This is a genomic window from Pseudomonas sp. dw_612 (assembly GCF_018449725.1).
Taxonomy (GTDB): Bacteria; Pseudomonadota; Gammaproteobacteria; order Pseudomonadales; family Pseudomonadaceae; genus Aquipseudomonas.
On sequence record NZ_JAAVVC010000002.1, the window covers coordinates 458375 to 482569 of the forward strand.

Consider the following 24195-nt stretch of genomic DNA (forward strand, 5'->3'; position numbering starts at 1 on the left):
TCCGCAATCCTATCCAGTGCTGCATTGGGCCAACGTACTGCAACACTTATTGCCCGTGACGACTCAACCACTGTTCAGCCAACACACGCGCCTTGGCGTCCGCGGTGAACACCGCCTCGAGATCATTCACCGCAACCACAGGCTCAAGATTCAAGACTTCCTCGATGATACTCGCGATTTCCGGGTAACGAACCCGTCCGTCGAGAAAGGCCGCAACCGCCACTTCATTTGCCGCATTGAGCATGGCCGGCGCGCTATTGCCGGCCTCTGCCGCCTGTCGCGCGAGGCGCAGGCACGGAAAACGCTCTTCATCGGGGGCCTGGAAATCCAGACGCGCGATGGCAAACAGATCCAGCGGCGCGACACCCGAGTCAATGCGCTCCGGCCAGGCCAAAGCGTTGGCAATCGGCGTGCGCATGTCCGGATTACCCAACTGCGCCAGCACCGACCCGTCGATATAGTCCACCAGCGAGTGAATAACGCTCTGCGGGTGAATCACCACTTCGACCTGGGATGGCTTGGCATCGAACAGCCAGCAGGCTTCGATCAGCTCAAGCCCTTTATTCATCATGCTGGCCGAATCAACCGAAATCTTGCGCCCCATGGACCAGTTTGGGTGAGCACACGCCTGATCGGGGGTAACATGCGCCAATTCCGCCATCGGCGTCTGCCGGAAAGGGCCACCAGAGGCTGTCAGTAAAATCCGACGCACACCGACCGCACCCAGACCACGGGCGAAATCGTTAGGCATGCACTGGAAAATCGCGTTGTGCTCGCTGTCGATCGGCAGCAGCACCGAACCGCTTTTGCGCACCGCCTGCATAAACAATGCACCGGACATCACCAGCGCTTCTTTGTTGGCCAGCAGGATCTTCTTGCCGGCCTCGACCGCCGCCAGGGTCGGGCGCAAGCCCGCCGCACCGACGATGGCCGCCATGACCGCATCCACTTCAGGGTCGGCTGCGACCTGACACAGGCCCTCCTCCCCCACCAGCACTTGAGTCGACAGGCCTGCGGCGCGTAAATCCTCCTGCAGACCACGGGCAGCCGCGGCCTCAGGCACGACTGCAAACCGTGGCGCATGCCGAACACATAGAGCCAGCAGTTCACTCAACCGAGTAAAACCGCTCAGCGCGAAGACTTGATAACGCTCGGGATGACGCGCAATGACATCCAGGGTGCTCAGGCCGATCGAGCCGGTCGCCCCCAGAACGGTAATCTGCTGTGGGCGGCTCACGGTGCCGCCATCCACAACAGCACCGCGAAGACCGGAATCGCTGCGGTCAGACTGTCGATGCGATCGAGTACGCCGCCATGACCCGGCAGCAGATTACTGCTGTCCTTGATCCCGGATTGACGCTTGAACATGCTCTCGGTGAGGTCGCCCACCACCGAAATGAACACGATCAGTGCCGCACCGACCAGGCCTTTAAGCAGTTCCGCCACGGTCCAGTCGCGGACCAGGCCAACCACCAGCGTGATGACCAGGCTCAGCGCCAGGCCGCCATAGACACCTTCCCAGCTCTTGCCGGGACTGACCTGCGGCGCCAGCTTGCGCTTGCCGAACTTGCGACCTGAAAAGTACGCACCAATATCGGCGCCCCAGACCAGCACCATGACCGCCATGATCAGCCAGTTACCCAAAGGCTCTTGCTTGATCTGGACCAGACCTTGCCAGGCGGGCAACAGGATCAGCAAACCGATCACCAGTTTGCAAGCCGCACTGGCCCAGTGTTCGCTGGAGCGCGGGTACGTCAGCACCAGATACGTCGCCACCCCCCACCAGAGCACAGAGGCGCCCAGCACCCAAGGCGCGAGCCCCGGAAGGACATGCATGACAAACAACATCAGCGCGACCACAGCGGCATAGGCGACGCGAATCGGCTGGGCCGTGAAACCCGCCAGGCGCGCCCACTCCCACGCACCCAGGGTTACGACCAGCCCGATGAACAGCGCAAAACCGGAGCCTTCGAGCAGGAAAAACCCGCACAAGGCGATCGGTAGCAGGATCAGCGCGGTGATGATTCGTTGTTTAAGCATTAAACCCGGGCTCCAGACTCGACCTGCTCGCTCGTTTTACCGAAGCGGCGCTGACGAGAAGCGAAATCGGCCAGCGCGGTGCGCATGGCGTCGTGTTTGAAGTCCGGCCAGAACAGGTCGGAGAAGTACAGCTCGGTGTAAGCCAGCTGCCAGAGCAGGAAATTGCTGATGCGGTGCTCACCGCCGGTACGAATGCATAAGTCAGGCAACGGCAGGTCGCCGGTCACCAGACAGGTTTGCAACAGTTCCGGGGTGATGTCTTCCGGGCGCAGATGCCCGGCCTGGACTTCCCGCGCCAGGCGCTGCGCAGCTTGCGCGATATCCCACTGACCACCGTAGTTGGCGGCGATCTGCAGGATAAAGCGATTGGCGCCAGCGGTAATCGCCTCGGCTTCGCGCATGGCAGCTTGAAGCTCAGGGTGAAAACGCGAACGGTCGCCAATGATGCGCAGGCTGATGTTGTTGTCGTTGAGGCGCTTGGCCTCGCGACGCAACGCCTTGAAGAACAGGTCCATCAAGGCGCTGACCTCATCGGCCGGCCGCTGCCAGTTTTCACTGGAGAAGGCGAACAGGGTCAGCACCTCGACCTTGGCCTCGGCGCACACCTCGATTACCGCACGAACTGCATCCACACCCGCTTTATGCCCGGCGACACCCGGCATAAAGCGTTTTTTCGCCCAGCGATTGTTACCATCCATGATGATCGCGACATGGCGCGGCACCGCGGACGGCGCAGTCTGCTTGGTCTTTTCCATGAAAACGCGACCCTTATACGGCCATCAGGTCCGCTTCTTTTTGCTTGGTCGCTGCGTCGATATCGGCCTCAGCCTTGTCGGTCAGCTTCTGGATATCAGCAGCAGCACGACGCTCTTCGTCTTCGCTGATTTCCTTGTCCTTGACCAGCTTCTTCAGGTCGCCAAGTGCATCACGACGAATATTGCGCACGGCAACACGGGCATCTTCCGCTGCGCTACGCGCCTGCTTGGTGAAGCCCTTGCGGGTTTCTTCAGTCAGGGCAGGCATGGAGATCAGCAGCAACTCGCCCAGGTTGGTCGGGTTGAGGTTCAAACCGGCACTTTGGATCGCTTTGTCGACTGCCGCGAGCATATTGCGCTCAAACGCCACGACCTGAAGGGTCCGGGAGTCTTTTACTGTGATGTTGGCCACTTGGGTGATGGAAGTGTCTGTGCCGTAGTACGGCACCATCACGCTGCCCAGAATGCTTGGGTGAGCCTTGCCGGTACGAATCTGACCGAATGCGTGGTTCAGAGAGTCCAGAGATTTCTGCATGCGCTCTTGAGCGTCTTTCTTGATTTCGTTGATCATTGTTGGCCTTCCTCGATCAGGGTCCCTTCAGCGCCGCCATGCACGATGTTCAGCAGGGCGCCGGGCTTGTTCATGTTAAATACGCGCAACGGCATTTTGTGGTCGCGGCACAGGCAAATGGCGGTCAGATCCATCACACCCAGCTTGCGATCCAGCACTTCATCGTAAGTCAGATGATCGAACTTCTCGGCATGCGGGTCTTTGAATGGGTCAGCGGTGTAGACGCCATCGACCTTGGTCGCCTTGAGCACGACATCGGCATCGATCTCGATTGCACGCAGGCAGGCTGCCGAGTCCGTGGTGAAGAACGGATTGCCCGTACCGGCCGCGAAAATCACGACTTCCTTGGCGTTCAGGTGGCGCATGGCCTTGCGGCGATCGTAATGATCGGTCACACCAACCATGGAAATGGCCGACATCACGATGGCCGAGATATTGGCACGTTCCAGCGCGTCACGCATGGCCAGGGCGTTCATCACAGTGGCCAGCATGCCCATGTGGTCACCGGTGACCCGATCCATGCCGGCCGCGCTCAGCGCGGCACCACGGAACAGGTTGCCGCCGCCGATCACGAGACCGACCTGCACACCGATGCCGACCAATTGGCCCACTTCCAGTGCCATGCGATCCAGAACTTTCGGATCAATCCCGAACTCTTCCGAGCCCATCAGGGCCTCGCCGCTAAGCTTGAGTAGAATGCGTTTATAGCGAGCCTGATAACCACTGCCCTGCTGAGCCATTGCGAATCTCTCCTGCGGCGTATTTTAAAAATTCTTTGCGAGCTGTTTACAGCTGGCGTTCACTCTAGCTTGGCGCTGCTTCAGCGCCATCGGAACATGGCTTTGTAAGCCAGTTCCAAAGGGAAACCAATAAAAATTGGTAGCCCATCTGAAAAGAGGCTGCGCGCGTAAGCGGGCAGCCTCTTCAGGGCGACAGTTATAAAAACCGTCTTATTGCTTGGCGGCAGCCAGCTGGGCAGCAACTTCTTCAGCGAAGTTGTCGACCGGCTTCTCGATGCCGTCGCCTACTTTGAAGTAGGTGAAGGAAACGATTTCAGCACCGGCTTTCTTGGCCAGTTCGCCAACCTTGATCTCAGGGTTCTTGACGAACGCCTGTTCAACCAGGGAAGCCTCAGCCAGGAACTTGCTGATACGGCCTTTGACCATGTTTTCAACGATGTTTTCTGGCTTGCCAGCGATCTTGTCAGCGTTGAGGGTCAGGAACACGCCTTTCTCGCGCTCGACCGCTTCAGCGGAAACTTCCGATGGCAGCAGGAATTCAGGGTTGGTCGCCGCTACGTGCATAGCGATGTCCTTGGCCAGCTCAACAGTGCCGCCTTTCAGGACAACTGCAACACCGATCTTGTTGCCGTGCAGGTAACCACCAACAACGTCACCTTCAACGCGTGCCAGGCGACGGATGTTGACGTTTTCGCCAACCTTGCCGACCAGTACCAGGCGAGCAGCTTCTTGAGCTTCGATCAGCGGAGCGACGTCAGTCAGTTTGTCAGCGAACGCTTTTTCAACGCTCAAAGCAACGAATGCCTTGAAGTCATCCTGCAAAGCCAGGAAGTCGGTCTGCGAGTTCACTTCCAGCAGAACGGCGGATTTGCCGTCTTCTTTCAGAGCGATCGCGCCTTCAGCAGCTACGTTGCCTGCTTTCTTGGCAGCCTTGATGGCGCCCGAAGCACGCATGTCGTCGATGGCTTTTTCGATGTCGCCGCCGGCCTTGGTCAAGGCCTTTTTGCAATCCATCATGCCTTCGCCGGTACGCTCACGCAGTTCTTTAACCAACGCTGCAGTAATCTCTGCCATTTCAAAAATCCTCTTGGATAGGTTATCAACCATTCCACCCGATCGAACGGGCGTTCAATTCTTCCCGAACCACTCTTGTAAGCCGCTGCACGTTACAGATGCTGTAGCTGCGCTGCCGACAAATGGTTTTCGAGGTGGCAAAAAGGGGGCCAAGCCCCCTTTTTGCTTACTGAGTCAACGCCAAGGCGTCAATTACTCAGCTGCTGCTACCGGAGCTTCTTCAACGAACTGCTCGGTGCCGCCAGCAACGTGGTTGCGACCGCGGATTACAGCGTCAGCCATCGAACCCATGTACAACTGGATAGCGCGGATTGCGTCATCGTTGCCTGGGATGATGTAGTCAACGCCTTCCGGGCTGCTGTTGGTATCGACTACGCCGATAACCGGGATGCCCAGCTTGTTGGCTTCGGTGATCGCGATGCGCTCGTGATCAACGTCGATTACGAACAGTGCGTCTGGCAGACCGCCCATGTCCTTGATACCACCCAGGGAACGATCGAGCTTCTCAAGATCGCGAGTGCGCATCAGCGCTTCTTTCTTGGTCAGCTTGGCGAAAGTACCGTCTTCGGCTTGCACTTCAAGGTCACGCAGACGCTTGATGGAAGCACGGATGGTTTTGAAGTTGGTCAGCATGCCGCCCAACCAGCGGTGATCGACGTACGGCGAACCGCAACGTGCTGCTTCTTCAGCAACGATCTTGCCAGCGGAACGCTTGGTGCCGACGAACAGAATCTTGTTTTTGCCCTGGGCCAGACGCTCTACGAAAGTCAGAGCTTCGTTGAACATTGGCAGGGTTTTTTCAAGGTTGATGATGTGGATCTTGTTACGCGCGCCGAAAATGTATTTACCCATTTTCGGGTTCCAGTAACGGGTTTGGTGACCGAAGTGCACACCGGCCTTCAGCATATCGCGCATGTTGACTTGGGACATGATAGTTCCTTAATAAGTCGGGTTTGGCCTCCACGTATCCCAATGACCAACCAGCAGCATCAGCTGAAGGCACCCAGGTCATCGTGTCGACACGTGTGTGGATTTAAGCCTTTCGGGGTATCCCCGGAAAGCGGCGCATTTTATATCACAGGGCTGCAAAAAACGGAACCCGGATTCTCAATTCCTGGCGCGCGCCTTTAGCTACGCCCTTGGAATCCCCCAAGAATGCGCCTATCTATAGAGAGAAGCGATGCACAGAGGCTCAGATTTGCGTTGATCGTCTGTTAGAATCGCGTTTTTCAGGGCCGCGAAGATCGATCGCGCAACGCCCATTCCGAATTAGTAAGCGCCGTTGAGCGCAGAGAGAGCCTGTATGACCGTCACCCTCAAAACTCCCGAGGACATCGCAAAAATGCGGATCGCCGGCAAACTGGCCGCCGATGTGCTGGAAATGATTGCCGAACATGTCAAACCGGGCGTCACCACCGAAGAACTGGACCGCATCTGCCACGACTACATCGTCAACGAGCAGAAAGCCATCCCTGCCCCGCTCAACTACAAGGGCTTCCCGAAGTCGATCTGCACCTCGATCAACCACGTGGTCTGCCACGGCATCCCGAACGAGAAGCCGCTGAAGAATGGCGACACCGTGAACATCGACGTGACCGTGATAAAAGACGGCTACCACGGCGACACCAGCCGCATGTTCCATGTCGGCACCGTGCCGGTCTGGGCCGAGCGCCTGTCCCAGGTCACCCAGGAATGCATGTACAAGGCCATCGAAATCGTCAAACCCGGCTGCCGCCTCGGCGACATCGGTGAAGTGATCCAGAAGCACGCTGAAAAGAACGGCTTCTCGGTGGTTCGCGAGTTCTGCGGCCACGGCATCGGCAAGGTGTTCCACGAAGAGCCGCAGATCCTGCACTACGGCCGTGCCGGCACCGGCATGGAACTGAAAGCCGGCATGACCTTCACCATCGAACCGATGATCAACCAGGGCAAGGCCGACACCAAGGTGCTGGGCGACGGCTGGACCGCGATCACCAAGGACCGCAAACTTTCCGCCCAGTGGGAACACACCCTGCTGGTGACCAACACCGGCTACGAGATCTTCACCCTGCGCGCCGATGACACCATCCCCCGCGTTTCGGCCTGATCGACCCGCACAGTTCATAGCCTTATAGAAAGGAAAGCCAATCGATGCCGCAGGTGGATCCCGAACTCTTCGACCGTGGCCAGTTCCAGGCGGAACTGGCCCTGAAGGCCAGCCCGATCGCGGCCTTCAAGAAGGCAATTCGCCAGGCCCGCGAGGTGCTCGACGAGCGTTTTCGCAGCGGCCGCGACATTCGCCGCCTGATCGAGGATCGCGCCTGGTTCGTCGATAACATCCTGCAAAAGGCCTGGGAGCAGTTCAACTGGAGCGAAGACGCTGACATCGCGCTGGTCGCGGTCGGCGGCTACGGTCGCGGCGAGTTGCACCCCTACTCCGACATCGATCTGCTGATCCTGCTGGACAGCGCCGACCACGAAGTTTTCCGCGATTCCATCGAGCGTTTTCTGACGTTGTTGTGGGATATCGGCCTGGAAGTCGGTCAGAGCGTGCGCTCGGTGGATGAATGCGCGGTTGAAGCCCGCGCCGACCTGACGGTGGTCACCAACCTGATGGAAAGCCGCACCATCTGCGGCCCCGAGCGCCTGCGCCAGCGCATGCTCGACGTCACCAGCACCGCGCACATGTGGCCGAGCAAGGACTTTTTCCTGGCCAAGCGCGCCGAGCAAAAGGCCCGCCACCACAAGTACAACGACACCGAATACAACCTGGAACCCAACGTCAAAGGTTCGCCCGGCGGCTTGCGGGATATCCAGACGATTCTCTGGGTCGCCCGTCGCGAATACGGCACCCTGAACCTGCGAGCCCTGGCTGGCGAAGGCTTTCTGGTGGAGAGTGAAAACGCCCTGCTGGCCTCGTCCCAGGAGTTTTTGTGGAAGGTCCGTTACGCCCTGCACATGCTCGCTGGGCGTTCCGAGGACCGCTTGCTGTTCGACCACCAGCGCTCCATTGCCGGGCTGCTGGGTTTCGAAGGCGATGACGCCAAGCAAGCCATCGAAAACTTCATGCAGCAGTATTACCGCGTGGTCATGAGCATCGCCCAGCTCAGCGACCTGATCATCCAGCACTTCGAGGAAGTCATCCTCGCGCCGGAAGACGAAGCGCCGCCGCAGCCGATCAATTCACGGTTCCAACTGCACGATGGCTATATCGAGGCGCGCAATAACAATGTGTTCCGTCGCACGCCGTTCGCCATGCTCGAAATCTTCGTATTGATGGCCCAGCAGCCGGAAATCAAAGGCGTGCGCGCCGATACCATTCGTCTGCTGCGGGAAAATCGTCACCTGATCGACGACGATTTTCGTAACGACATTCGTAACACCAGCCTGTTTATCGAGCTGTTCAAATGCAAGATCGGCATTCACCGCAACCTGCGGCGGATGAACCGTTACGGCATTCTCGGGCGCTATTTGCCGGAGTTCGGCTTTATCGTCGGGCAGATGCAGCACGACTTGTTCCACATCTATACGGTCGATGCCCACACCCTGAACCTGATCAAGCACCTGCGTAAGTTGCAGTACACCCAGGTGTCGGAAAAATTCCCGCTGGCCAGCAAGCTCATGGCCAAGCTGCCCAAGCCGGAGTTGATTTACCTGGCCGGTCTGTATCACGACATCGGCAAGGGCCGGCACGGCGACCATTCGGACATCGGCGCGGTAGACGCGGAAGCCTTTTGCCAGCGCCATCAGTTGCCGGTGTGGGACAGTCGCCTGATCGTCTGGCTGGTGCAAAACCACCTGGTGATGTCCACCACCGCCCAGCGCAAGGACTTGTCCGACCCGCAGGTGATCCACGATTTCGCACAGATCGTCGACGATGAAACCCATCTCGATTATTTATATGTGCTGACCGTCGCCGACATCAATGCCACCAACCCGACACTCTGGAATTCCTGGCGCGCCAGCCTGTTGCGCCAGCTCTACACCGAAACCAAGCGCGCGTTGCGTCGCGGCCTGGAAAACCCGGTGGACCGCGAAGAGCAGATCCGTCAGACCCAGAGCGCCGCTCTGGACATTCTGGTGCGCGGCGGCACTGACCCGGACGATGTCGAACAACTGTGGGCGCAACTGGGCGATGACTATTTCCTGCGTCACACCGCCGGCGACGTGGCCTGGCACAGCGACGCGATCCTGCAGCAGCCGGCGGATGGCGGCCCGCTGGTGCTGATCAAGGAAACCACCCAACGCGAATTCGAGGGCGGCACGCAGATTTTCATCTATGCGCCCGATCAGCACGACTTCTTCGCCGTGACCGTGGCGGCGATGGACCAGCTCAACCTGAACATTCACGACGCCCGGGTTATCACCTCCAGTAGCCAGTTCACCCTCGACACCTACATCGTGCTCGACACCGACGGCGACTCGATCGGCGACAATCCGACGCGGGTCAAACAGATCCGCGAAGGCCTGACCGAAGCGCTGCGCAACCCGGACGATTACCCGACGATCATCCAGCGCCGGGTGCCGCGCCAGCTCAAGCACTTTGCGTTTGCGCCACAAGTGACGATCCACAACGACGCCCAGCGTCCGGTGACCGTGCTGGAGCTCAGCGCGCCGGATCGCCCCGGCCTGCTGGCGCGGATCGGCACGATTTTCCTGGAGTTCGACCTGTCGCTGCAAAACGCCAAAATTGCGACCCTGGGCGAGCGCGTGGAAGACGTGTTCTTTATCACCGACGCGAACAACCAGCCGCTGTCTGACCCGTTGCTGTGCAGCCGCTTGCAGGATGCAATCGTCGAACAACTGAGCGTTAGCCAGGATTCCGAGATCAAACTGTCGCGTATCAGCATCTGATTTGAATTAACAAACTTCCCCTGTGGAAATGGGCAACCCCAAGAATGCTCAGTTGAACGAAATCCCATGTGGGAGCGAGCTTGCTCGCGATAGCGGTGGATCAGCACACATTGATGTTGAATGTGCCGCCGCCATCGCGAGCAAGCTCGCTCCCACAGGTTTAGCGTCTTGACTGAGATTTGAGCGCGCTCCCCCACATTGAACGAGGCCCCCGATGAACAACGCTCTGAACCAGTTGCAGCCCTACCCGTTCGAGAAGCTCCGCGCCCTGCTCGGCAGCGTCACGCCAAACCCGGACAAACGCCCTATCGCCTTGTCCATCGGCGAGCCGAAGCACCGTTCGCCAAGTTTTGTTGCCGAAGCCTTGGCCAGCAATCTGGATCAGATGGCCGTGTACCCGACCACCCTCGGTATCCCGGCCCTGCGTGAAGCCATCGCAGCCTGGTGTGAACGTCGTTTCAACGTCCCGAGCGGCTGGCTCGACCCGGCGCGTAATGTGCTACCGGTCAACGGCACCCGTGAAGCGCTGTTCGCCTTCACCCAGACCGTCGTCAACCGTGGCGAAGACGCGCTAGTGGTCAGCCCGAACCCGTTCTATCAGATCTACGAAGGTGCCGCGTTCCTCGCCGGGGCCAAGCCGCACTACCTGCCCTGCCTGGACGAGAACGGCTTCAACCCGGACTTCGATGCCGTTTCGCCCGACATCTGGAAACGCTGCCAGATCCTGTTCCTGTGCTCGCCAGGCAACCCGACCGGCGCGCTGATCCCGGTTGAAACCCTGAAAAAGCTTATCGCTCTGGCCGACGAATACGACTTCGTGATCGCCGCCGACGAGTGCTACAGCGAACTGTACTTCGACGAACAAACCCCGCCGCCGGGCCTGCTCAGTGCCTGCGTGGAACTGGGCCGCCAGGACTTCAAGCGCTGCGTGGTGTTCCACAGCCTGTCCAAGCGTTCCAACCTGCCGGGCCTGCGTTCGGGTTTTGTCGCTGGGGACGCCAATATTCTCAAGGGCTTCCTGCTGTACCGCACCTACCACGGTTGCGCGATGCCGGTTCAAACCCAACTGGCCAGCGTTGCTGCGTGGAACGACGAAGTGCATGTGCGCGCCAACCGGGCGCTGTATCGCGAGAAGTACGACGCGGTATTGGAAATCCTCAGCCCGGTGATGGACGTACAGCGTCCGGATGGCGGTTTCTACTTGTGGCCGAATGTTAAAGGTGATGACGAGGCGTTCTGTCGGGATTTGTTTGTAGAAGAACATGTCACCGTGGTGCCGGGTTCATATTTGTCCCGTGAAGTTGACGGCTTTAATCCGGGTGCCGGTCGCGTCCGCCTGGCATTAGTTGCGCCATTGGCCGAATGCGTAGAAGCCGCCGAGCGGATTCGTGCATTCATTACCAGGCAGTCATAAGCCTTCATTAATATAAAACCCGCGCGGTGCAATATCGTGCGGGTTTATTGATGTTACGTAACAGCCTTACGCATATTTAAACTTAACAATTCTGCGCCTCTCGCTTAGCCTTCCATTGCAGTCTGAATATCCGAATGACTCGGATACCTTTTTACGCACATGGAAGTCAACAATGAATAACCCCCCTTGCAAAGTAATGAGACCCAGCGACGAACAGGCGTCCTACAATGCCGCGATAACAGCAAATCCGGACAACGAAAGAAAAGCCGCACCCGGTGGGCGACATAAACGTTCGGTCGGTATATGGAGCCGATTCTGGGGAAATGGCCAGGTACTTAACATTACTTTTACGAATGAATTACCGCCGGGTCTTAAAGACCGGATAGAACGCCTCATCAGGCAATGGGAGCCCTCCACCAACCTGACGTTTACTTTTGACGACAATGAGCCCGGTCATATCCGTATCACGACCCATGGCCAATACAACGAATCTTTTATCGGCACCGATGCGTTGCTCGTCCCTCTGGACCAGCCCACCTTGAGCCTGGGCACCGTACCTGAACACCCTCACTTCGATGCCGCCGTGTTCCACGAGTTTGGGCACGCCTTGGGCCTTGAACACGAACACCAGCATCCCAAGGCAGATATACCGTGGGACAAACCCGAGGTTTACGCATTCTATAAAGCCAACTACTTATGGACCGAAGAAGAAATCGATCATAACCTTTTAAACAAACTGCCCATCGATGACGTTCTTCATGGCCCCTATGACAGGGATTCGATCATGCACTACAAAATAGCCAACGAACTCACTTTGGGCGATTGGGAAGTGGGTGACAATCTCCGAATCAGCAAACTTGATCGACGGAACATGCGCAGGGCCTATCCGAAAGCTATGCCCACTGTCGAATCCTGATGGTCACCCAATACAAATAAATCCGCGACAACGAAACTTAATCAAATTACTCGCTATAGCTTATTGAGCATGAAAGCTACCCACATGCCCCACACACCTTGCAGCATCATGCATAACATCGACGAGTTTTCTGCCTTTGACGCCGCCACTACCGAACGAAAAGAAAACGCCGCCGTCAGTAACTCTCGCCGCACCAAAAGAAGTGTCGGCACTCACACCAAGTACTGGCGCCCGGTTCGCACACTCAATATCGCCATGTATGACGAAGATGAGGAAACCATCCAAAAAGTAAAAAGCATCGCCAGCACATGGCTGAAACACATCGATCTGAAATTCAACTTCATTTCTGGAGAAACAGGAGATATTCGGATTTACATCAATTACGCCGGTGACGGCGGAGGCGTTTCTGCGGTAGGAACGGATGCCTTGACCTTGTTGCCGCACCAGCCAACCATGGTTCTGAGTATCGATCCGCAAGATCCCAGGTTTGAATACGCGGTCCTGCATGAATTCGGTCACGTATTGGGACTACATCACGAACATCAACATCCAGAAGCTTCTATTCCATGGGATCGACCCAAAGCCTACGCGTGGTATCAGCGTCAATTTGGCTGGAACAGTGAAGAGGTAGACCGCAATGTGCTGCCGCTAGCCCGCACGGCTGACATTACTTACGGTGATTACGACCGCTATTCGGTGATGCATTACCGTATTTCTCGCGAGACCACTGAGGGTGGTTGGGAACAGAGCGAAAACACCGTTCTCAGTTCAAAAGACATCGAGGCCGTCCGCAGGGCTTACCCGAAGTGATTTGCCGTTAGGCAGCGTTACTTCACCTGTCCCAGATTAGCCTCACTCAAATCCAGCTCACCCAACACTTCACGCAAAACGTCATCACCAATCTGGTGATGACGGCTGAGGCTGTACAACTCCAGGCGTTGCGCCCGCAGCGCCTTCAAGCGCAATCGCCGTTCCAGCAAGTCCATCTGAAACGCCAACGCCTGGGCTTCGGCCGAGTCGTTGAACACCTCCAGTTGATGACGATATTCGGACATGATCCGCGCCTTGAGTTCAGCCGCCAGCGCCGCCTCAGCCGCATCCGCCGGTTTGGCCTCTTCAACTTCCAGAGCATGAATCGCCGCTTCAGCGGTTTTGCGCCAGGCGTCGCGCACTTCGTTGCGGCGTTTGTCGTCAGGGCTTTTCTCGATGCCGCGCAGTAGCAGCGGCAAGGCAATGCACGCGGCAACCAGCGACAACAGAATCACCCCGGCGGCGATGAAAATCAGCAGGTCGCGCTCGGGAAAGGCATCACTCCCCATCAACAACGGCACCGACAGCACACCCGCCAGGGTCACCGCACCGCGCACGCCGCCGACGGTCAGCAGCCAGCAGGATCGTGCCGTGGGCACCAATGTCAGTTCGCCCTTGCCGCGCCAGCGCCGCAACAGGCCCGACAAACGCCACGTGCTCTGCACCCAGATAAACCGCAGCACCAGCAACATCAGGAAAATCGCCACCACATCAAGGCACCGGTAAAGCAGGGTCGGCCACAACGAGGGTTCGTGGCTGGCAACGGCTTTGATGATGTCCGGCAGTTGCAAGCCCAGCAGCAGGAAGATCAAGCCATTGAAGGCAAACTCCAGCAACGACCAGACACTGCGATTGAGCAGCCGGGTGCTGGTCTGGCGTGGCAGCAGATCGAGCCAGCTCTGCATCATCCCCGCCGCCACCGCCGACAAAATACCCGAGGCACCGAGGCGTTCAGCCAGCACATACGCGGCGAACGGCAGCAGCAACATGAACACCACGTGGGTCGCCGGGTCATCCCAGCCCCGGGCAATCATCCACGACCGCAAGCGGCCGACCAGCCAGCTCAGCGCGACACCCGTGGCCAGGCCGCCGACCGCCACCAGCACAAAGGTCAGACTGGCATTGGCCAGCGAGAACACACCGGTCACCGCAGCGACCAAGGCAAACTTGAAGGTCACCAGGCCCGACGCATCGTTCATCAACGCCTCGCCCTGGAGCATGTGTATCAACGGCGTCGGTAAACGGTTCTGCGAAATCGCCGACACCGCCACGGCATCAGTCGGCGACAACACCGCCGCCAACGCGAACGCCACCGGCAGCGGGATGCTCGGGATCAACCAATGAATGAAATAGCCGGCGCCCGCCACCGTAAACAGCACCAACCCCACAGCCAGGGTCAGGATCGGCCCACGCAGGCGCCACAATTCGCGCTTGGGCATGCGCCAGCCATCGGAAAACAACAGTGGTGGCAGGAACAGAAAGAGAAACAACTCCGGGTCCAGCGCCACATGCAGCCCCAGCGTCGGCCAGGCCAGTAACGCACCCGCACCGATTTGCACCAGTGGCAACGGCAGCGGGATCACCCGTCCGATCAGGCGTGAAACGCCGACCAGCATCAACAGGATCAGGACGGTGTAGGCGGTTTGCATAAAGCGCTATTCCCAGGCAATCGACAGCATTGAAGTGCCATATTAGCCGCTTAGACTGGCGGTTGTGGGAGCGAGCTTGCTCGTGATGACGGCATGAGATTCACCATCAACTTTGACCGACCCACCGCTATCGCGAGCAAACTCAGCGCCCACAGGTTTTGCGCTTTAACCGAGAGGCCATGGCATAATCCGTCACCATTTTTTTCCAGCACCTGCAAAGGGGGCAATTCCTTGACCGATTCAAGTAAAACGTTGCACCTTTTCGGCATCAAAGCCTGCGACACCATGAAAAAGGCGCGCACCTGGCTCGATGAACACGCTGTCAGCTATGACTTTCATGATTACAAAACGGCCGGTATCGACCGTGAACACCTCAACCAATGGTGCGACGAGCACGGCTGGCAAGTGGTGTTGAACCGTGCAGGCACGACCTTTCGCAAACTCGACGACGAACGCAAAGCCGATCTCGACCAAGCGAAAGCCATCGAACTGATGCTCGCCCAACCCTCGATGATCAAGCGCCCGGTGCTTGATCTCGGTGACCGAACCCTGATTGGCTTCAAGCCAGATATCTACGCGGCCGCACTCAAGTAAGGCAGCCCGTTCTTTTTTGTTAGAGGTATCAACATGTCCACTACTCCGTTCAGCCTGGCCTTTGGTGTCGGCACTCAAAACCGTCAAGGCGCCTGGCTGGAAGTGTTTTACGCGCAGCCGTTGCTCAATCCATCGGTCGAACTGGTCGCTGCGATTGCGCCGGTTCTGGGCTACACCGACGGCAACCAGGCCATCGCCTTCACCACCGCCCAGGCTTCGCAATTGGCTGAAGCGCTGAAAAACGTCGATGCTGGCCAAGCCGCACTGTTGACCCGTCTGGCCGAAAGCCACAAGCCGCTGGTCGCCACCATCCTGGCCGAAGACGTTCAACTGACCTCCACGCCTGAGGCTTACCTCAAGCTGCACCTGCTGTCCCATCGTCTGGTCAAGCCCCACGGCCTGAACCTGGCCGGCGTGTTCCCGCTGCTGCCGAATGTCGCCTGGACCAGCCAGGGCGCCATCGACCTCGCCGAACTGGCCGAGCATCAACTGGAAGCCCGCCTGCGTGGCGAGCTGCTGGAAGTGTTCTCGGTGGACAAGTTCCCGAAAATGACCGACTACGTGGTCCCGGCCGGCGTGCGCATTGCTGACGCCGCACGTATCCGCCTCGGCGCCTACGTGGGCGAAGGCACCACCGTGATGCACGAAGGTTTCGTCAACTTCAACGCGGGCACCGAAGGCCCGGGCATGATCGAAGGTCGTGTGTCGGCCGGCGTGTTCGTCGGCAAGGGTTCGGACCTGGGCGGCGGTTGCTCGACCATGGGCACCCTGTCGGGTGGCGGCAACATCGTGATCAAGGTCGGCGAAGGCTGCCTGATCGGCGCGAACGCCGGTATCGGCATCCCGTTGGGCGACCGCAACACGGTGGAGTCGGGCCTGTACGTGACCGCTGGCACCAAAGTGGCGCTGCTGGACGAGCACAATAAACTGGTCAAAGTCGTGAAAGCCCGTGAACTGGCCGGTCAACCTGACCTTTTGTTCCGTCGCAATTCGGAGACCGGTGCCGTGGAATGCAAAACCCACAAGTCGGCCATCGAACTGAACGAAGCGTTGCACGCTCATAACTAAGCAGGGCGCAAAACGATCACCTGCTCCCTGCACTTTTGTAGGAGCGAGGCTTGCCCGCGAAGGCGTCTTCACTGACGCCAAAAGCTTCGCGAGCAAGCTTCGCTCCTACAAGTGCAGGGAGGTCAGGACGTTCAGGCGTACACCTTGCCCATGTTTAGCAGGGCCCGATAGCATGATGATTCCTTCTCCCTGGCGCGCCGATTTTCCGGCCATCGCCGCATTGCAACGGCAAGACCAGACCTATCTGGACAACGCCGCCACCACGCAAAAACCTCAAGCACTGCTGGACGCTTTGGCGCATTACTACGCCAACGGCGCGGCCAACGTACATCGGGCGCAACACTTGCCCGGCGCCCACGCCACCCAGGCGTTCGAGGACAGCCGCCGCAAAGTCGCGCAATGGCTCAATGCCGGCGATGGCGGGCAAATCATCTTCACCCACGGCGCAACCTCCGCGCTGAACCTCTTGGCCTATGGCCTGGAACACTTATTCAATCCGGGCGATGAGATTGTCATCAGCGCTCTGGAACACCACGCCAATCTGCTGCCCTGGCAGCAACTGGCCCTGCGCCGCGATCTGAAACTGCTGATTTTGCCGCTGGACGCCGACGGTGTGATCGACCTTGAGGCCGCCGCACAGCTAATCGGCCCACGCACCCGGTTGCTGGCGGTCAGTCAGTTGTCCAATGTGCTCGGCGCCTGGCAGCCGTTGCCTGAGTTGCTGGCGATGGCTCAAGCGCACAACGCGCTGACCGTCGTCGACGGCGCGCAAGGCGTGGTCCACAGCCGTCACGATGTACAGGCACTGGGTTGCGACTTCTATGTGTTTTCCAGTCACAAGCTCTATGGCCCCGACGGCCTCGGCGTGCTGTTCGGGCGCAATGCAGCCCTTGAACAGCTACGCCCGTGGCAATTCGGCGGCGAAATGGTGCTGGACGCCAACTACCACGACGCCCGGTTCCGCCCGGCGCCGCTGGGTTTCGAGGCCGGAACGCCGCCGATTGCCAGTGTGATTGGCCTGGGGGCAACCCTGGATTACCTCGCCGGTCTGGATCAGGACGCGGTGTCCGCCCACGAAGCCGCGCTGCACGACTATCTGCTCAAAGGTCTTGAAGCGCGCAACGGCATTCGACTCTTGGGCAAACCGCAACTGGCGCTGGCCAGTTTTGTCGTCGAGGGTGTGCATAACTCCGATCTGGCGCATTTGCTGACCGAACAGGGAATTGCCGTGCGCGCCGGCCATCACTGCGCCATGCCGTTGCTCAAGAGCTTTGAGCTGGCCGGGGCGATTCGAGTGTCGTTGGCGCTGTATAACGACTCCGAAGATCTGGAGCGGTTCTTCGAAGCGCTGGATCAGGCGCTGGAGTTGTTGCGATGAGTTTGCCGGCCGATGCGGTGCTGGCGCTGAATGCCTTTGAACACGCCGGGAGCTGGGAACAGCGGGCTCGCCTGCTGATGCAATGGGGCGAACGCCTGCCGGCATTGAGCGATGTGGATAAAGTCGAGGCCAACCGTGTGCATGGCTGTGAAAGCCAGGTCTGGTTGGTGGGGACGCTGCAGGATGGGCACTGGCAATTCGCCGCGAGCAGCGATGCGCGGTTGATTCGCGGGTTGGTGGCGTTGTTGTTGGCGCGGGTTAACGGGTTGTCGGCAGTTGAGTTGCGGCAGGTGGATTTGCCGGAGTGGTTTAATCAGCTTGGGTTGAGTCGGCAGTTGTCGCCATCGCGCAGTAATGGCCTGAATGCCGTACTGCAGCGGATGAATGAATTGGCCGGCTAATCGCCTGCGCCCCAATCTACTGTAGGAGCTGCCGAAGGCTGCGATCTTTTGATCTTCAGCGACAGTGACTACGCCAAAGATCAAAAGATCGCAGCCTTCGGCAGCTCCTACGGAGGTTCGACTTAAGCGCCGGGCTTGACCCTATCCGCCGGCCGCCGCACTCCCGCCACAATCTTATCCACAGCCTTGGTCGCCGCGACCATGCCGAACGTCGCCGTCACCATCATCACCGCGCCAAATCCGCCGGCGCAGTCAAGCTTCACGCCATCACCGACAAAACTCTTCTGCAAGCAAATGCTGCCATCCGGTTTCGGATAGCGCAGTTGTTCGGTGGAAAACACGCACGGCACGCTGTAATGGCGAGTCACGGTACGAGAGAAGTTGTAATCGCGGCGCAACGTCGAGCGCACTTTCGAGGCCAGGGGATCGTTGAACGTGCGGTTCAAATCGCAGACCTGGATCAGCGTCGGGTCAATCTGACCGCCCGCGCCGCCGGTGGTGATGATCTGGATCTTGCGCCGTTTGCACCAGGCGATCAGCGCCGCCTTGGCATTCACGCTGTCGATGCAGTCGATCACGCAGTCGATGTTCGGTGTGATGTACTCGGCCATGGTCTCGCGGGTCACGAAATCCGCCACCGCGTGCACCGTGCAGTCCGGGTTGATCCCGCGCAGGCGTTCGGCCATCACCTCGACCTTGGGTTTGCCAACGGTGCTGTCCAGCGCATGCAACTGACGGTTGGCGTTGCTGACGCAGACGTCGTCCAGGTCGAACAGCGAAATCTCGCCCACGCCACACCGGGCCACGGCTTCCGCCGCCCAGGAACCGACGCCGCCAACGCCGACGATCGCCACATGGGCCGCGCGCAAACGCTCCAGGCCTTCGATGCCATACAACCGAGCGATGCCGGCAAACCGCGGATCTTCTGTACTCATGACCATTACCCCAAAAACCGGCGCGCATTATAGGGCTTCGCAGCGATAAGTTTTAAGCTTCGAGCTACAAGTGTAAGAACTTAAGACAAACTTCAGTGCCAAATGTGAGGCTTTTCCCTACCTGCTGTACGGTTAGGGAAAGCACGGTGTAGGATGCGCGCCCCTTGGCCAACCGCCGACCGTTCCTTCGTTCCACAGCCTCTGGAACCTGAAATAGCTATGTCATCGCGTAAATTTGGACTCAACCTGGTCGTGGTGCTCGCCATCGCAGCCTTGTTTACCGGCTTCTGGGCGCTGATCAACCGCCCGGTCACCGCCCCCAACTGGCCTGAACAGATCTCCGGTTTTTCGTACTCGCCGTTCCAACAAGGCCAGTACCCGCAGAAAGACCAGTACCCGACCGACGATGAAATGCGTCGCGACCTGGAGATCATGAGCAAACTGACGGACAACATCCGTACCTACTCGGTCGACGGCACGCTGGAGGACATTCCCAAACTGGCGGAAGAGTTCGGCCTGCGGGTGACTTTGGGGATCTGGATCAGCCCGGACCAGGAGCGCAATGAGCGTGAAATCCTGCGCGCCATCGAATTGGCCAACACCTCACGCAGCGTGGTACGCGTGGTTGTAGGCAACGAGGCGATCTTCCGTAAGGAAATTACCGCCGCAGAACTCAGTGTCATCCTCGACCGCGTCCGCGCCGCCGTGAAAGTGCCGGTGACCACGTCCGAGCAGTGGCACGTCTGGGAAGAACACCCGGAACTGGCCAAGCACGTCGACCTGATCGCCGCGCACGTTTTGCCTTATTGGGAATTCATCCCGGTGGACAAGGCAGGTCAATTCGTCCTCGACCGCGCCCGGGACCTGAAAAAGATGTTCCCGAAAAAACCGCTGCTGCTCTCGGAGGTTGGCTGGCCGAGCAACGGCCGCATGCGTGGCGGCACCGATTCGAGCCCGGCGGACCAGGCGATCTACCTGCGCACCTTGGTCAACAAGCTCAATCGCCAAGGCTTCAACTACTTCGTGATCGAAGCCTTCGACCAGCCGTGGAAGGCCACGGACGAAGGTTCGGTGGGCGCGTATTGGGGCGTGTTCAACGCCGCGCGCCAGCAGAAATTCAACTTCGAAGGCCCGGTCGTCGCGATCCCGCAATGGCGCGTGCTGGCGATTGGCTCGGCGGTATTGGCCTTGCTGTCCTTGACCTTGCTGATGATCGACGGCTCGGCCCTGCGCCAGCGTGGCCGCACCTTCCTGACCTTTATCGCGTTCCTGTGCGGTTCGGTTCTGGTGTGGATCGGCTACGACTACAGCCAGCAATACAGCACCTGGTTCAGCCTGACAGTGGGCTTTTTGCTCGCCCTCGGCGCGCTAGGGGTGTTTATCGTGTTGCTGACCGAAGCCCACGAACTGGCCGAAGCGGTCTGGACTCACAAACGCCGGCGAGAATTCCTGCCGGTCGTGGGGGATTCGGACTACCGACCGAAAGTGTCGATTCACGTACCGTGCTACAACGAACCGCCGGAGATGGTCAAACAGACCCTCAACGCCCTGGCCAACCTCGACTATCCGGACTTCGAAGTCCTGATCATCGACAACAACACCAAGGACCCGGCGGTCTGGGAACCGGTACGTGATTACTGCGCAACCCTCGGCCCGCGCTTCAAGTTCTTCCACGTCGCCCCATTGGCCGGTTTCAAGGGTGGCGCGTTGAATTACCTGATCCCGCACACCGCCAAGGACGCCGAAGTGATCGCGGTGATCGACTCGGACTACTGCGTCGACCCGAACTGGCTCAAACACATGGTGCCGCACTTCGCCGATCCGAAAATCGCCGTGGTGCAGTCGCCGCAGGATTATCGCGACCAGAACGAAAGCACCTTCAAGAAGCTCTGCTACGCCGAATACAAAGGCTTCTTCCACATCGGCATGGTCACCCGTAACGACCGTGACGCGATCATTCAGCACGGCACCATGACCATGACCCGACGTTCGGTGCTCGAGGAACTCGGCTGGGCCGACTGGTGCATCTGCGAAGACGCCGAGTTGGGTCTGCGGGTGTTCGAAAAAGGCCTGTCGGCGGCGTATTACCACACCAGCTACGGCAAAGGCTTGATGCCGGATACCTTTATCGACTTCAAGAAGCAGCGTTTCCGCTGGGCTTACGGTGCGATTCAGATCATCAAGCGTCACACCGCCAGTCTGCTGCGCGGCAAGGACACCGAGCTGACCCGTGGTCAGCGTTACCACTTCCTCGCGGGCTGGTTGCCGTGGGTAGCGGACGGCATGAACATCTTCTTTACCGTCGGCGCGCTGTTGTGGTCGGCGGCGATGATCATCGTGCCGCAACGGGTCGATCCGCCGCTGCTGATTTTCGCGATCCCGCCGTTGGCGCTGTTCGTGTTCAAGGTGGCCAAGATCATCTTCCTGTACCGTCGTGCAGTCGGCGTGAACCTGAAGGATGCGTTCTGCGCGGCACTGGCCGGGCTCGCGTTGTCGCACACCATCGCCAAAGCGGTGCTGTACGGCTTCTTCACCAGCAGCATTCCGTTTTTCCGCACGCCGAAAAATGCCGATAACCACGGCTTCTGGGTGGCGATTTCGGAGGCGCGGGAAGAGGTGTTTATCATGCTGCTGTTGTGGGGCGCGGCGCTGGGGATCTTCCTGGTGCAGGGCCTGCCGAGCAACGACATCCGCTTCTGGGTGATCATGTTGCTGGTGCAGTCGCTGCCGTACCTGGCGGCGCTGATCATGGCGTTCCTGTCTTCGCTGCCGAAACCGGCGGCCGAGCCTGAGCCGCTACCAGCCGTCTAAATCAGTACCGATGCACTAAACGGCGGCCAATGGCCGCCGTTTTGCTTTAAGATAACCGCCATTTTGCAGGGCTTGGCGGAATACGGTTTGCCGATCAAACCTGATCCCTGTGGGAGCGGGCTTGCTCGCGAATGCGGTGTAACAATCAACATTTATGCTGACTGACACACCGCATTCGCGAGCAAGCCCGCTCCCACATAGCCATGCCCAATTTCAAGCTTCCGGAGTTTTCCATGACGGCCCACGCCGACCTTTCGCCGACCCTTCAACTCGCCATTGACCTGATCCGCCGTCCGTCCGTGACGCCGGTCGACGCCGATTGCCAGAAGCAGATGATGCAGCGCCTGGGCGATGCCGGTTTCCAACTGGAACCGATGCGCATCGAAGATGTGGATAACTTCTGGGCCACCCACGGCAAACACTACGGCCCGGTGCTGTGCTTTGCCGGTCACACCGACGTAGTCCCGACCGGCCCGGTCACCGCGTGGCAGATCGACCCGTTCAAGGCGGTAATCGACGAGCACGGCATGCTCTGCGGCCGTGGCGCGGCGGACATGAAAGGCAGCCTGGCGTCGATGACCGTGGCCGCCGAGCGCTTTGTCACCGATTACCCGGATCACAAGGGCAAGGTTGCGTTCCTGATCACCAGCGACGAAGAAGGCCCGGCGCACCACGGCACCAAGGCTGTGATCGAACGCCTCGCCGCACGCAAGGAACGTCTGGACTGGTGCATCGTCGGCGAACCGTCGAGCACCACCCTGGTGGGTGATGTGGTCAAGAACGGCCGTCGCGGCTCCCTCGGCGCCAAGCTGACCGTGCGCGGCATTCAGGGCCACGTGGCCTATCCGCACCTGGCGAAGAACCCGATCCACCTCGCCGCCCCGGCGCTGGCCGAACTGGCCGCCGAGCATTGGGACCACGGCAACGACTTCTTCCCGCCGACCAGTTTCCAGATCTCCAACGTCAATTCCGGCACTGGCGCGACCAACGTGATTCCGGGGGATCTGGTGGCGGTGTTCAACTTCCGCTTCTCCACCGAATCCACCGTCGAAGGCCTGCAAAAACGTGTCGCCGACATCCTCGACAAACATGGCCTGGACTGGCACGTGGACTGGGCGCTGTCCGGTCTGCCGTTCCTCACCGAACCGGGCGCTTTGCTGGATGCCGTGGCGTCGAGCATCAAGGACATCACCGGTCGCGAAACCAAGGCGTCCACCAGTGGTGGCACCTCCGACGGGCGTTTCATCGCGACCATGGGCACGCAAGTGGTTGAGCTGGGGCCGGTCAACGCGACGATTCACCAGGTCAACGAGCGTGTGCTGGCCGCCGACCTCGACGTGCTGACCGAAATCTATTACCAGACCCTGATCAAGTTGCTCGCCTGATGCTCGCCTGCCCGATCTGCAGCGAACCGCTGAACGCGGTGGACAACGGCGTGGCCTGCCCCGCCGGGCATCGTTTCGACCGCGCGCGCCAGGGTTACCTGAACCTGTTGCCGGTGCAGCACAAGAACAGCCGCGACCCTGGGGATAACCTGGCGATGGTCGAGGCCCGTCGCGACTTCTTGAACGCCGGCCATTACGCGCCGGTGGCCAAGCGCCTGGCGGAACTGGCGGCGCAATATGCGCCGCAGCGCTGGCTCGACATCGGTTGTGGCGAGGGTTACTACACCGCGCAAATCGCCGAGGCCTTGCCGAATGCTGACGGCTACGCGTTGGACATCTCCAAGGAAGCGGTCAAACGCGCCTGCAAGCGTAATCCGCAGCTGACCTGGTTGATCGCCAGCATGGCGCGGGTGCCGTTGGCCTCCGGAAGTTGCCAGTTTCTGGCCAGCGTGTTCAGTCCGCTGGATTGGGAAGAAGCCAAACGCCTGCTCAGCCCTGGCGGTGGTTTGATGAAAGTCGGGCCGACCAGCGGCCATCTGATGGAATTGCGCGAAAGCCTGTACGACGAAGTACGCGAATACACCGACGACAAGCACCTGGCCCTGGTGCCGGAAGGCATGGCGCTGGCGCACAGTGAAACCCTGGAATTCAAACTGATACTGGAAAGTGGTCAGGATCGTGCCAACCTGTTGGCCATGACGCCCCACGGCTGGCGCGCCAGTGCCGAACGGCGAGCGGCGGTCATCGAGCAGGTCGAGCCGTTCGAGGTCACCGTGTCGATGCGTTACGATTACTTCGTACTTCAATAATTTTGGTCTCGA

At 59.3% G+C, this 24195-nt stretch carries 21 protein-coding genes; 12 read left to right on the forward strand and 9 right to left on the reverse strand.

The genetic code is table 11. The features are described 5' to 3' along the window. Nucleotides 1-46 precede the first annotated feature (46 nt). The 7 genes from ispC to rpsB form a co-directional block, all read right to left on the reverse strand. Complete coding sequence (gene ispC, locus HB680_RS05320; protein WP_213937542.1) at nt 47-1237, reverse strand: 1-deoxy-D-xylulose-5-phosphate reductoisomerase; 1191 nt, start codon at nt 1235-1237, stop codon at nt 47-49. Then, nucleotides 1234-2040 carry a phosphatidate cytidylyltransferase gene (locus HB680_RS05325; protein WP_213937543.1) on the reverse strand — a complete coding sequence of 269 codons (807 nt, stop codon included), beginning with the start codon at nt 2038-2040 and terminating at the stop codon, nt 1234-1236. The genes ispC and HB680_RS05325 overlap by 4 nt, the downstream gene beginning before the upstream one ends. After that, nucleotides 2040-2795 (reverse strand): polyprenyl diphosphate synthase, encoded by a 756-nt coding sequence (gene uppS, locus HB680_RS05330; RefSeq protein WP_054047192.1) that lies wholly within the window; start codon nt 2793-2795, stop codon nt 2040-2042. The genes HB680_RS05325 and uppS overlap by 1 nt, the downstream gene beginning before the upstream one ends. Before the next feature lie 13 nt (nt 2796-2808). Beyond that, the gene (gene frr, locus HB680_RS05335; protein ID WP_007949335.1) at nt 2809-3366 is read right to left on the reverse strand and encodes a ribosome recycling factor; all 558 of its coding nucleotides are present in this window, start codon (nt 3364-3366) and stop codon (nt 2809-2811) included. Further along, nucleotides 3363-4106: a UMP kinase gene (gene pyrH / locus HB680_RS05340; RefSeq protein WP_003172271.1), complete on the reverse strand. Its 744-nt coding sequence runs from the start codon at nt 4104-4106 to the stop codon at nt 3363-3365. Before pyrH ends, frr begins: the two co-directional genes overlap by 4 nt. Before the next feature lie 210 nt (nt 4107-4316). Then, the gene (gene tsf / locus HB680_RS05345) at nt 4317-5180 is read right to left on the reverse strand and encodes a translation elongation factor Ts (protein ID WP_213937544.1); all 864 of its coding nucleotides are present in this window, start codon (nt 5178-5180) and stop codon (nt 4317-4319) included. Nucleotides 5181-5372: 192 nt separating this feature from the next. Further along, nucleotides 5373-6110: a 30S ribosomal protein S2 gene (rpsB, locus tag HB680_RS05350; RefSeq protein ID WP_003219330.1), complete on the reverse strand. Its 738-nt coding sequence runs from the start codon at nt 6108-6110 to the stop codon at nt 5373-5375. 373 nt (nt 6111-6483) lie between these two features. Between rpsB and map the strand changes: the two genes are divergently transcribed. The 5 genes from map (at nt 6484) to HB680_RS05375 (ending at nt 13153) form a co-directional block, all read left to right on the forward strand. Beyond that, the gene (map, locus tag HB680_RS05355; RefSeq protein ID WP_213937545.1) at nt 6484-7266 is read left to right on the forward strand and encodes a type I methionyl aminopeptidase; all 783 of its coding nucleotides are present in this window, start codon (nt 6484-6486) and stop codon (nt 7264-7266) included. A 44-nt stretch (nt 7267-7310) separates the two neighbouring features. Further along, the gene (locus HB680_RS05360) at nt 7311-10013 is read left to right on the forward strand and encodes a [protein-PII] uridylyltransferase (protein WP_213937546.1); all 2703 of its coding nucleotides are present in this window, start codon (nt 7311-7313) and stop codon (nt 10011-10013) included. Nucleotides 10014-10227: 214 nt separating this feature from the next. Then, nucleotides 10228-11427: a succinyldiaminopimelate transaminase gene (gene dapC, locus HB680_RS05365; protein WP_213937547.1), complete on the forward strand. Its 1200-nt coding sequence runs from the start codon at nt 10228-10230 to the stop codon at nt 11425-11427. A 172-nt stretch (nt 11428-11599) separates the two neighbouring features. Continuing rightward, nucleotides 11600-12343: a M12 family metallopeptidase gene (locus HB680_RS05370; RefSeq protein WP_213937548.1), complete on the forward strand. Its 744-nt coding sequence runs from the start codon at nt 11600-11602 to the stop codon at nt 12341-12343. Nucleotides 12344-12412: 69 nt separating this feature from the next. Then, nucleotides 12413-13153 carry a M12 family metallopeptidase gene (locus HB680_RS05375; RefSeq protein ID WP_256735448.1) on the forward strand — a complete coding sequence of 247 codons (741 nt, stop codon included), beginning with the start codon at nt 12413-12415 and terminating at the stop codon, nt 13151-13153. A gap of 17 nt (nt 13154-13170) precedes the next feature. Here HB680_RS05375 and HB680_RS05380 read toward each other — a convergent pair whose 3' ends face one another. After that, nucleotides 13171-14802, reverse strand: coding sequence for a Na+/H+ antiporter (locus HB680_RS05380; protein WP_213937549.1), 1632 nt, complete (start codon nt 14800-14802; stop codon nt 13171-13173). Nucleotides 14803-15033: 231 nt separating this feature from the next. Here HB680_RS05380 and HB680_RS05385 point away from each other — a divergent pair, with 231 nt between their 5' ends. From HB680_RS05385 to HB680_RS05400, 4 genes are all read left to right on the forward strand, one after another. Continuing rightward, complete coding sequence (locus tag HB680_RS05385; protein WP_054047203.1) at nt 15034-15396, forward strand: ArsC family reductase; 363 nt, start codon at nt 15034-15036, stop codon at nt 15394-15396. A gap of 33 nt (nt 15397-15429) precedes the next feature. Continuing rightward, nucleotides 15430-16464, forward strand: coding sequence for a 2,3,4,5-tetrahydropyridine-2,6-dicarboxylate N-succinyltransferase (dapD, locus tag HB680_RS05390; protein WP_213937550.1), 1035 nt, complete (start codon nt 15430-15432; stop codon nt 16462-16464). A 172-nt stretch (nt 16465-16636) separates the two neighbouring features. Beyond that, on the forward strand, nt 16637-17842 hold the full coding sequence (locus HB680_RS05395) for a cysteine desulfurase (RefSeq protein WP_213937551.1): 1206 nt from the start codon (nt 16637-16639) through the stop codon (nt 17840-17842). Continuing rightward, nucleotides 17839-18243, forward strand: coding sequence for a SufE family protein (locus HB680_RS05400; protein WP_213937552.1), 405 nt, complete (start codon nt 17839-17841; stop codon nt 18241-18243). Before HB680_RS05395 ends, HB680_RS05400 begins: the two co-directional genes overlap by 4 nt. Before the next feature lie 122 nt (nt 18244-18365). Here the strand turns inward: HB680_RS05400 and tcdA are convergent, their stop codons facing one another. Next, nucleotides 18366-19184, reverse strand: a complete 819-nt coding sequence (tcdA, locus tag HB680_RS05405; protein WP_213937553.1) for a tRNA cyclic N6-threonylcarbamoyladenosine(37) synthase TcdA — start codon at nt 19182-19184, stop codon at nt 18366-18368. A gap of 213 nt (nt 19185-19397) precedes the next feature. Between tcdA and HB680_RS05410 the strand changes: the two genes are divergently transcribed. From HB680_RS05410 to HB680_RS05420, 3 genes are all read left to right on the forward strand, one after another. Beyond that, the gene (locus HB680_RS05410) at nt 19398-21989 is read left to right on the forward strand and encodes a glycosyltransferase (protein WP_213937554.1); all 2592 of its coding nucleotides are present in this window, start codon (nt 19398-19400) and stop codon (nt 21987-21989) included. A 233-nt stretch (nt 21990-22222) separates the two neighbouring features. After that, nucleotides 22223-23374: a succinyl-diaminopimelate desuccinylase gene (gene dapE, locus HB680_RS05415; RefSeq protein ID WP_213937555.1), complete on the forward strand. Its 1152-nt coding sequence runs from the start codon at nt 22223-22225 to the stop codon at nt 23372-23374. Next, nucleotides 23374-24183: a putative RNA methyltransferase gene (locus HB680_RS05420; protein ID WP_213937556.1), complete on the forward strand. Its 810-nt coding sequence runs from the start codon at nt 23374-23376 to the stop codon at nt 24181-24183. The genes dapE and HB680_RS05420 overlap by 1 nt, the downstream gene beginning before the upstream one ends. The last annotated feature ends 12 nt before the right edge of the window (nt 24184-24195 follow it).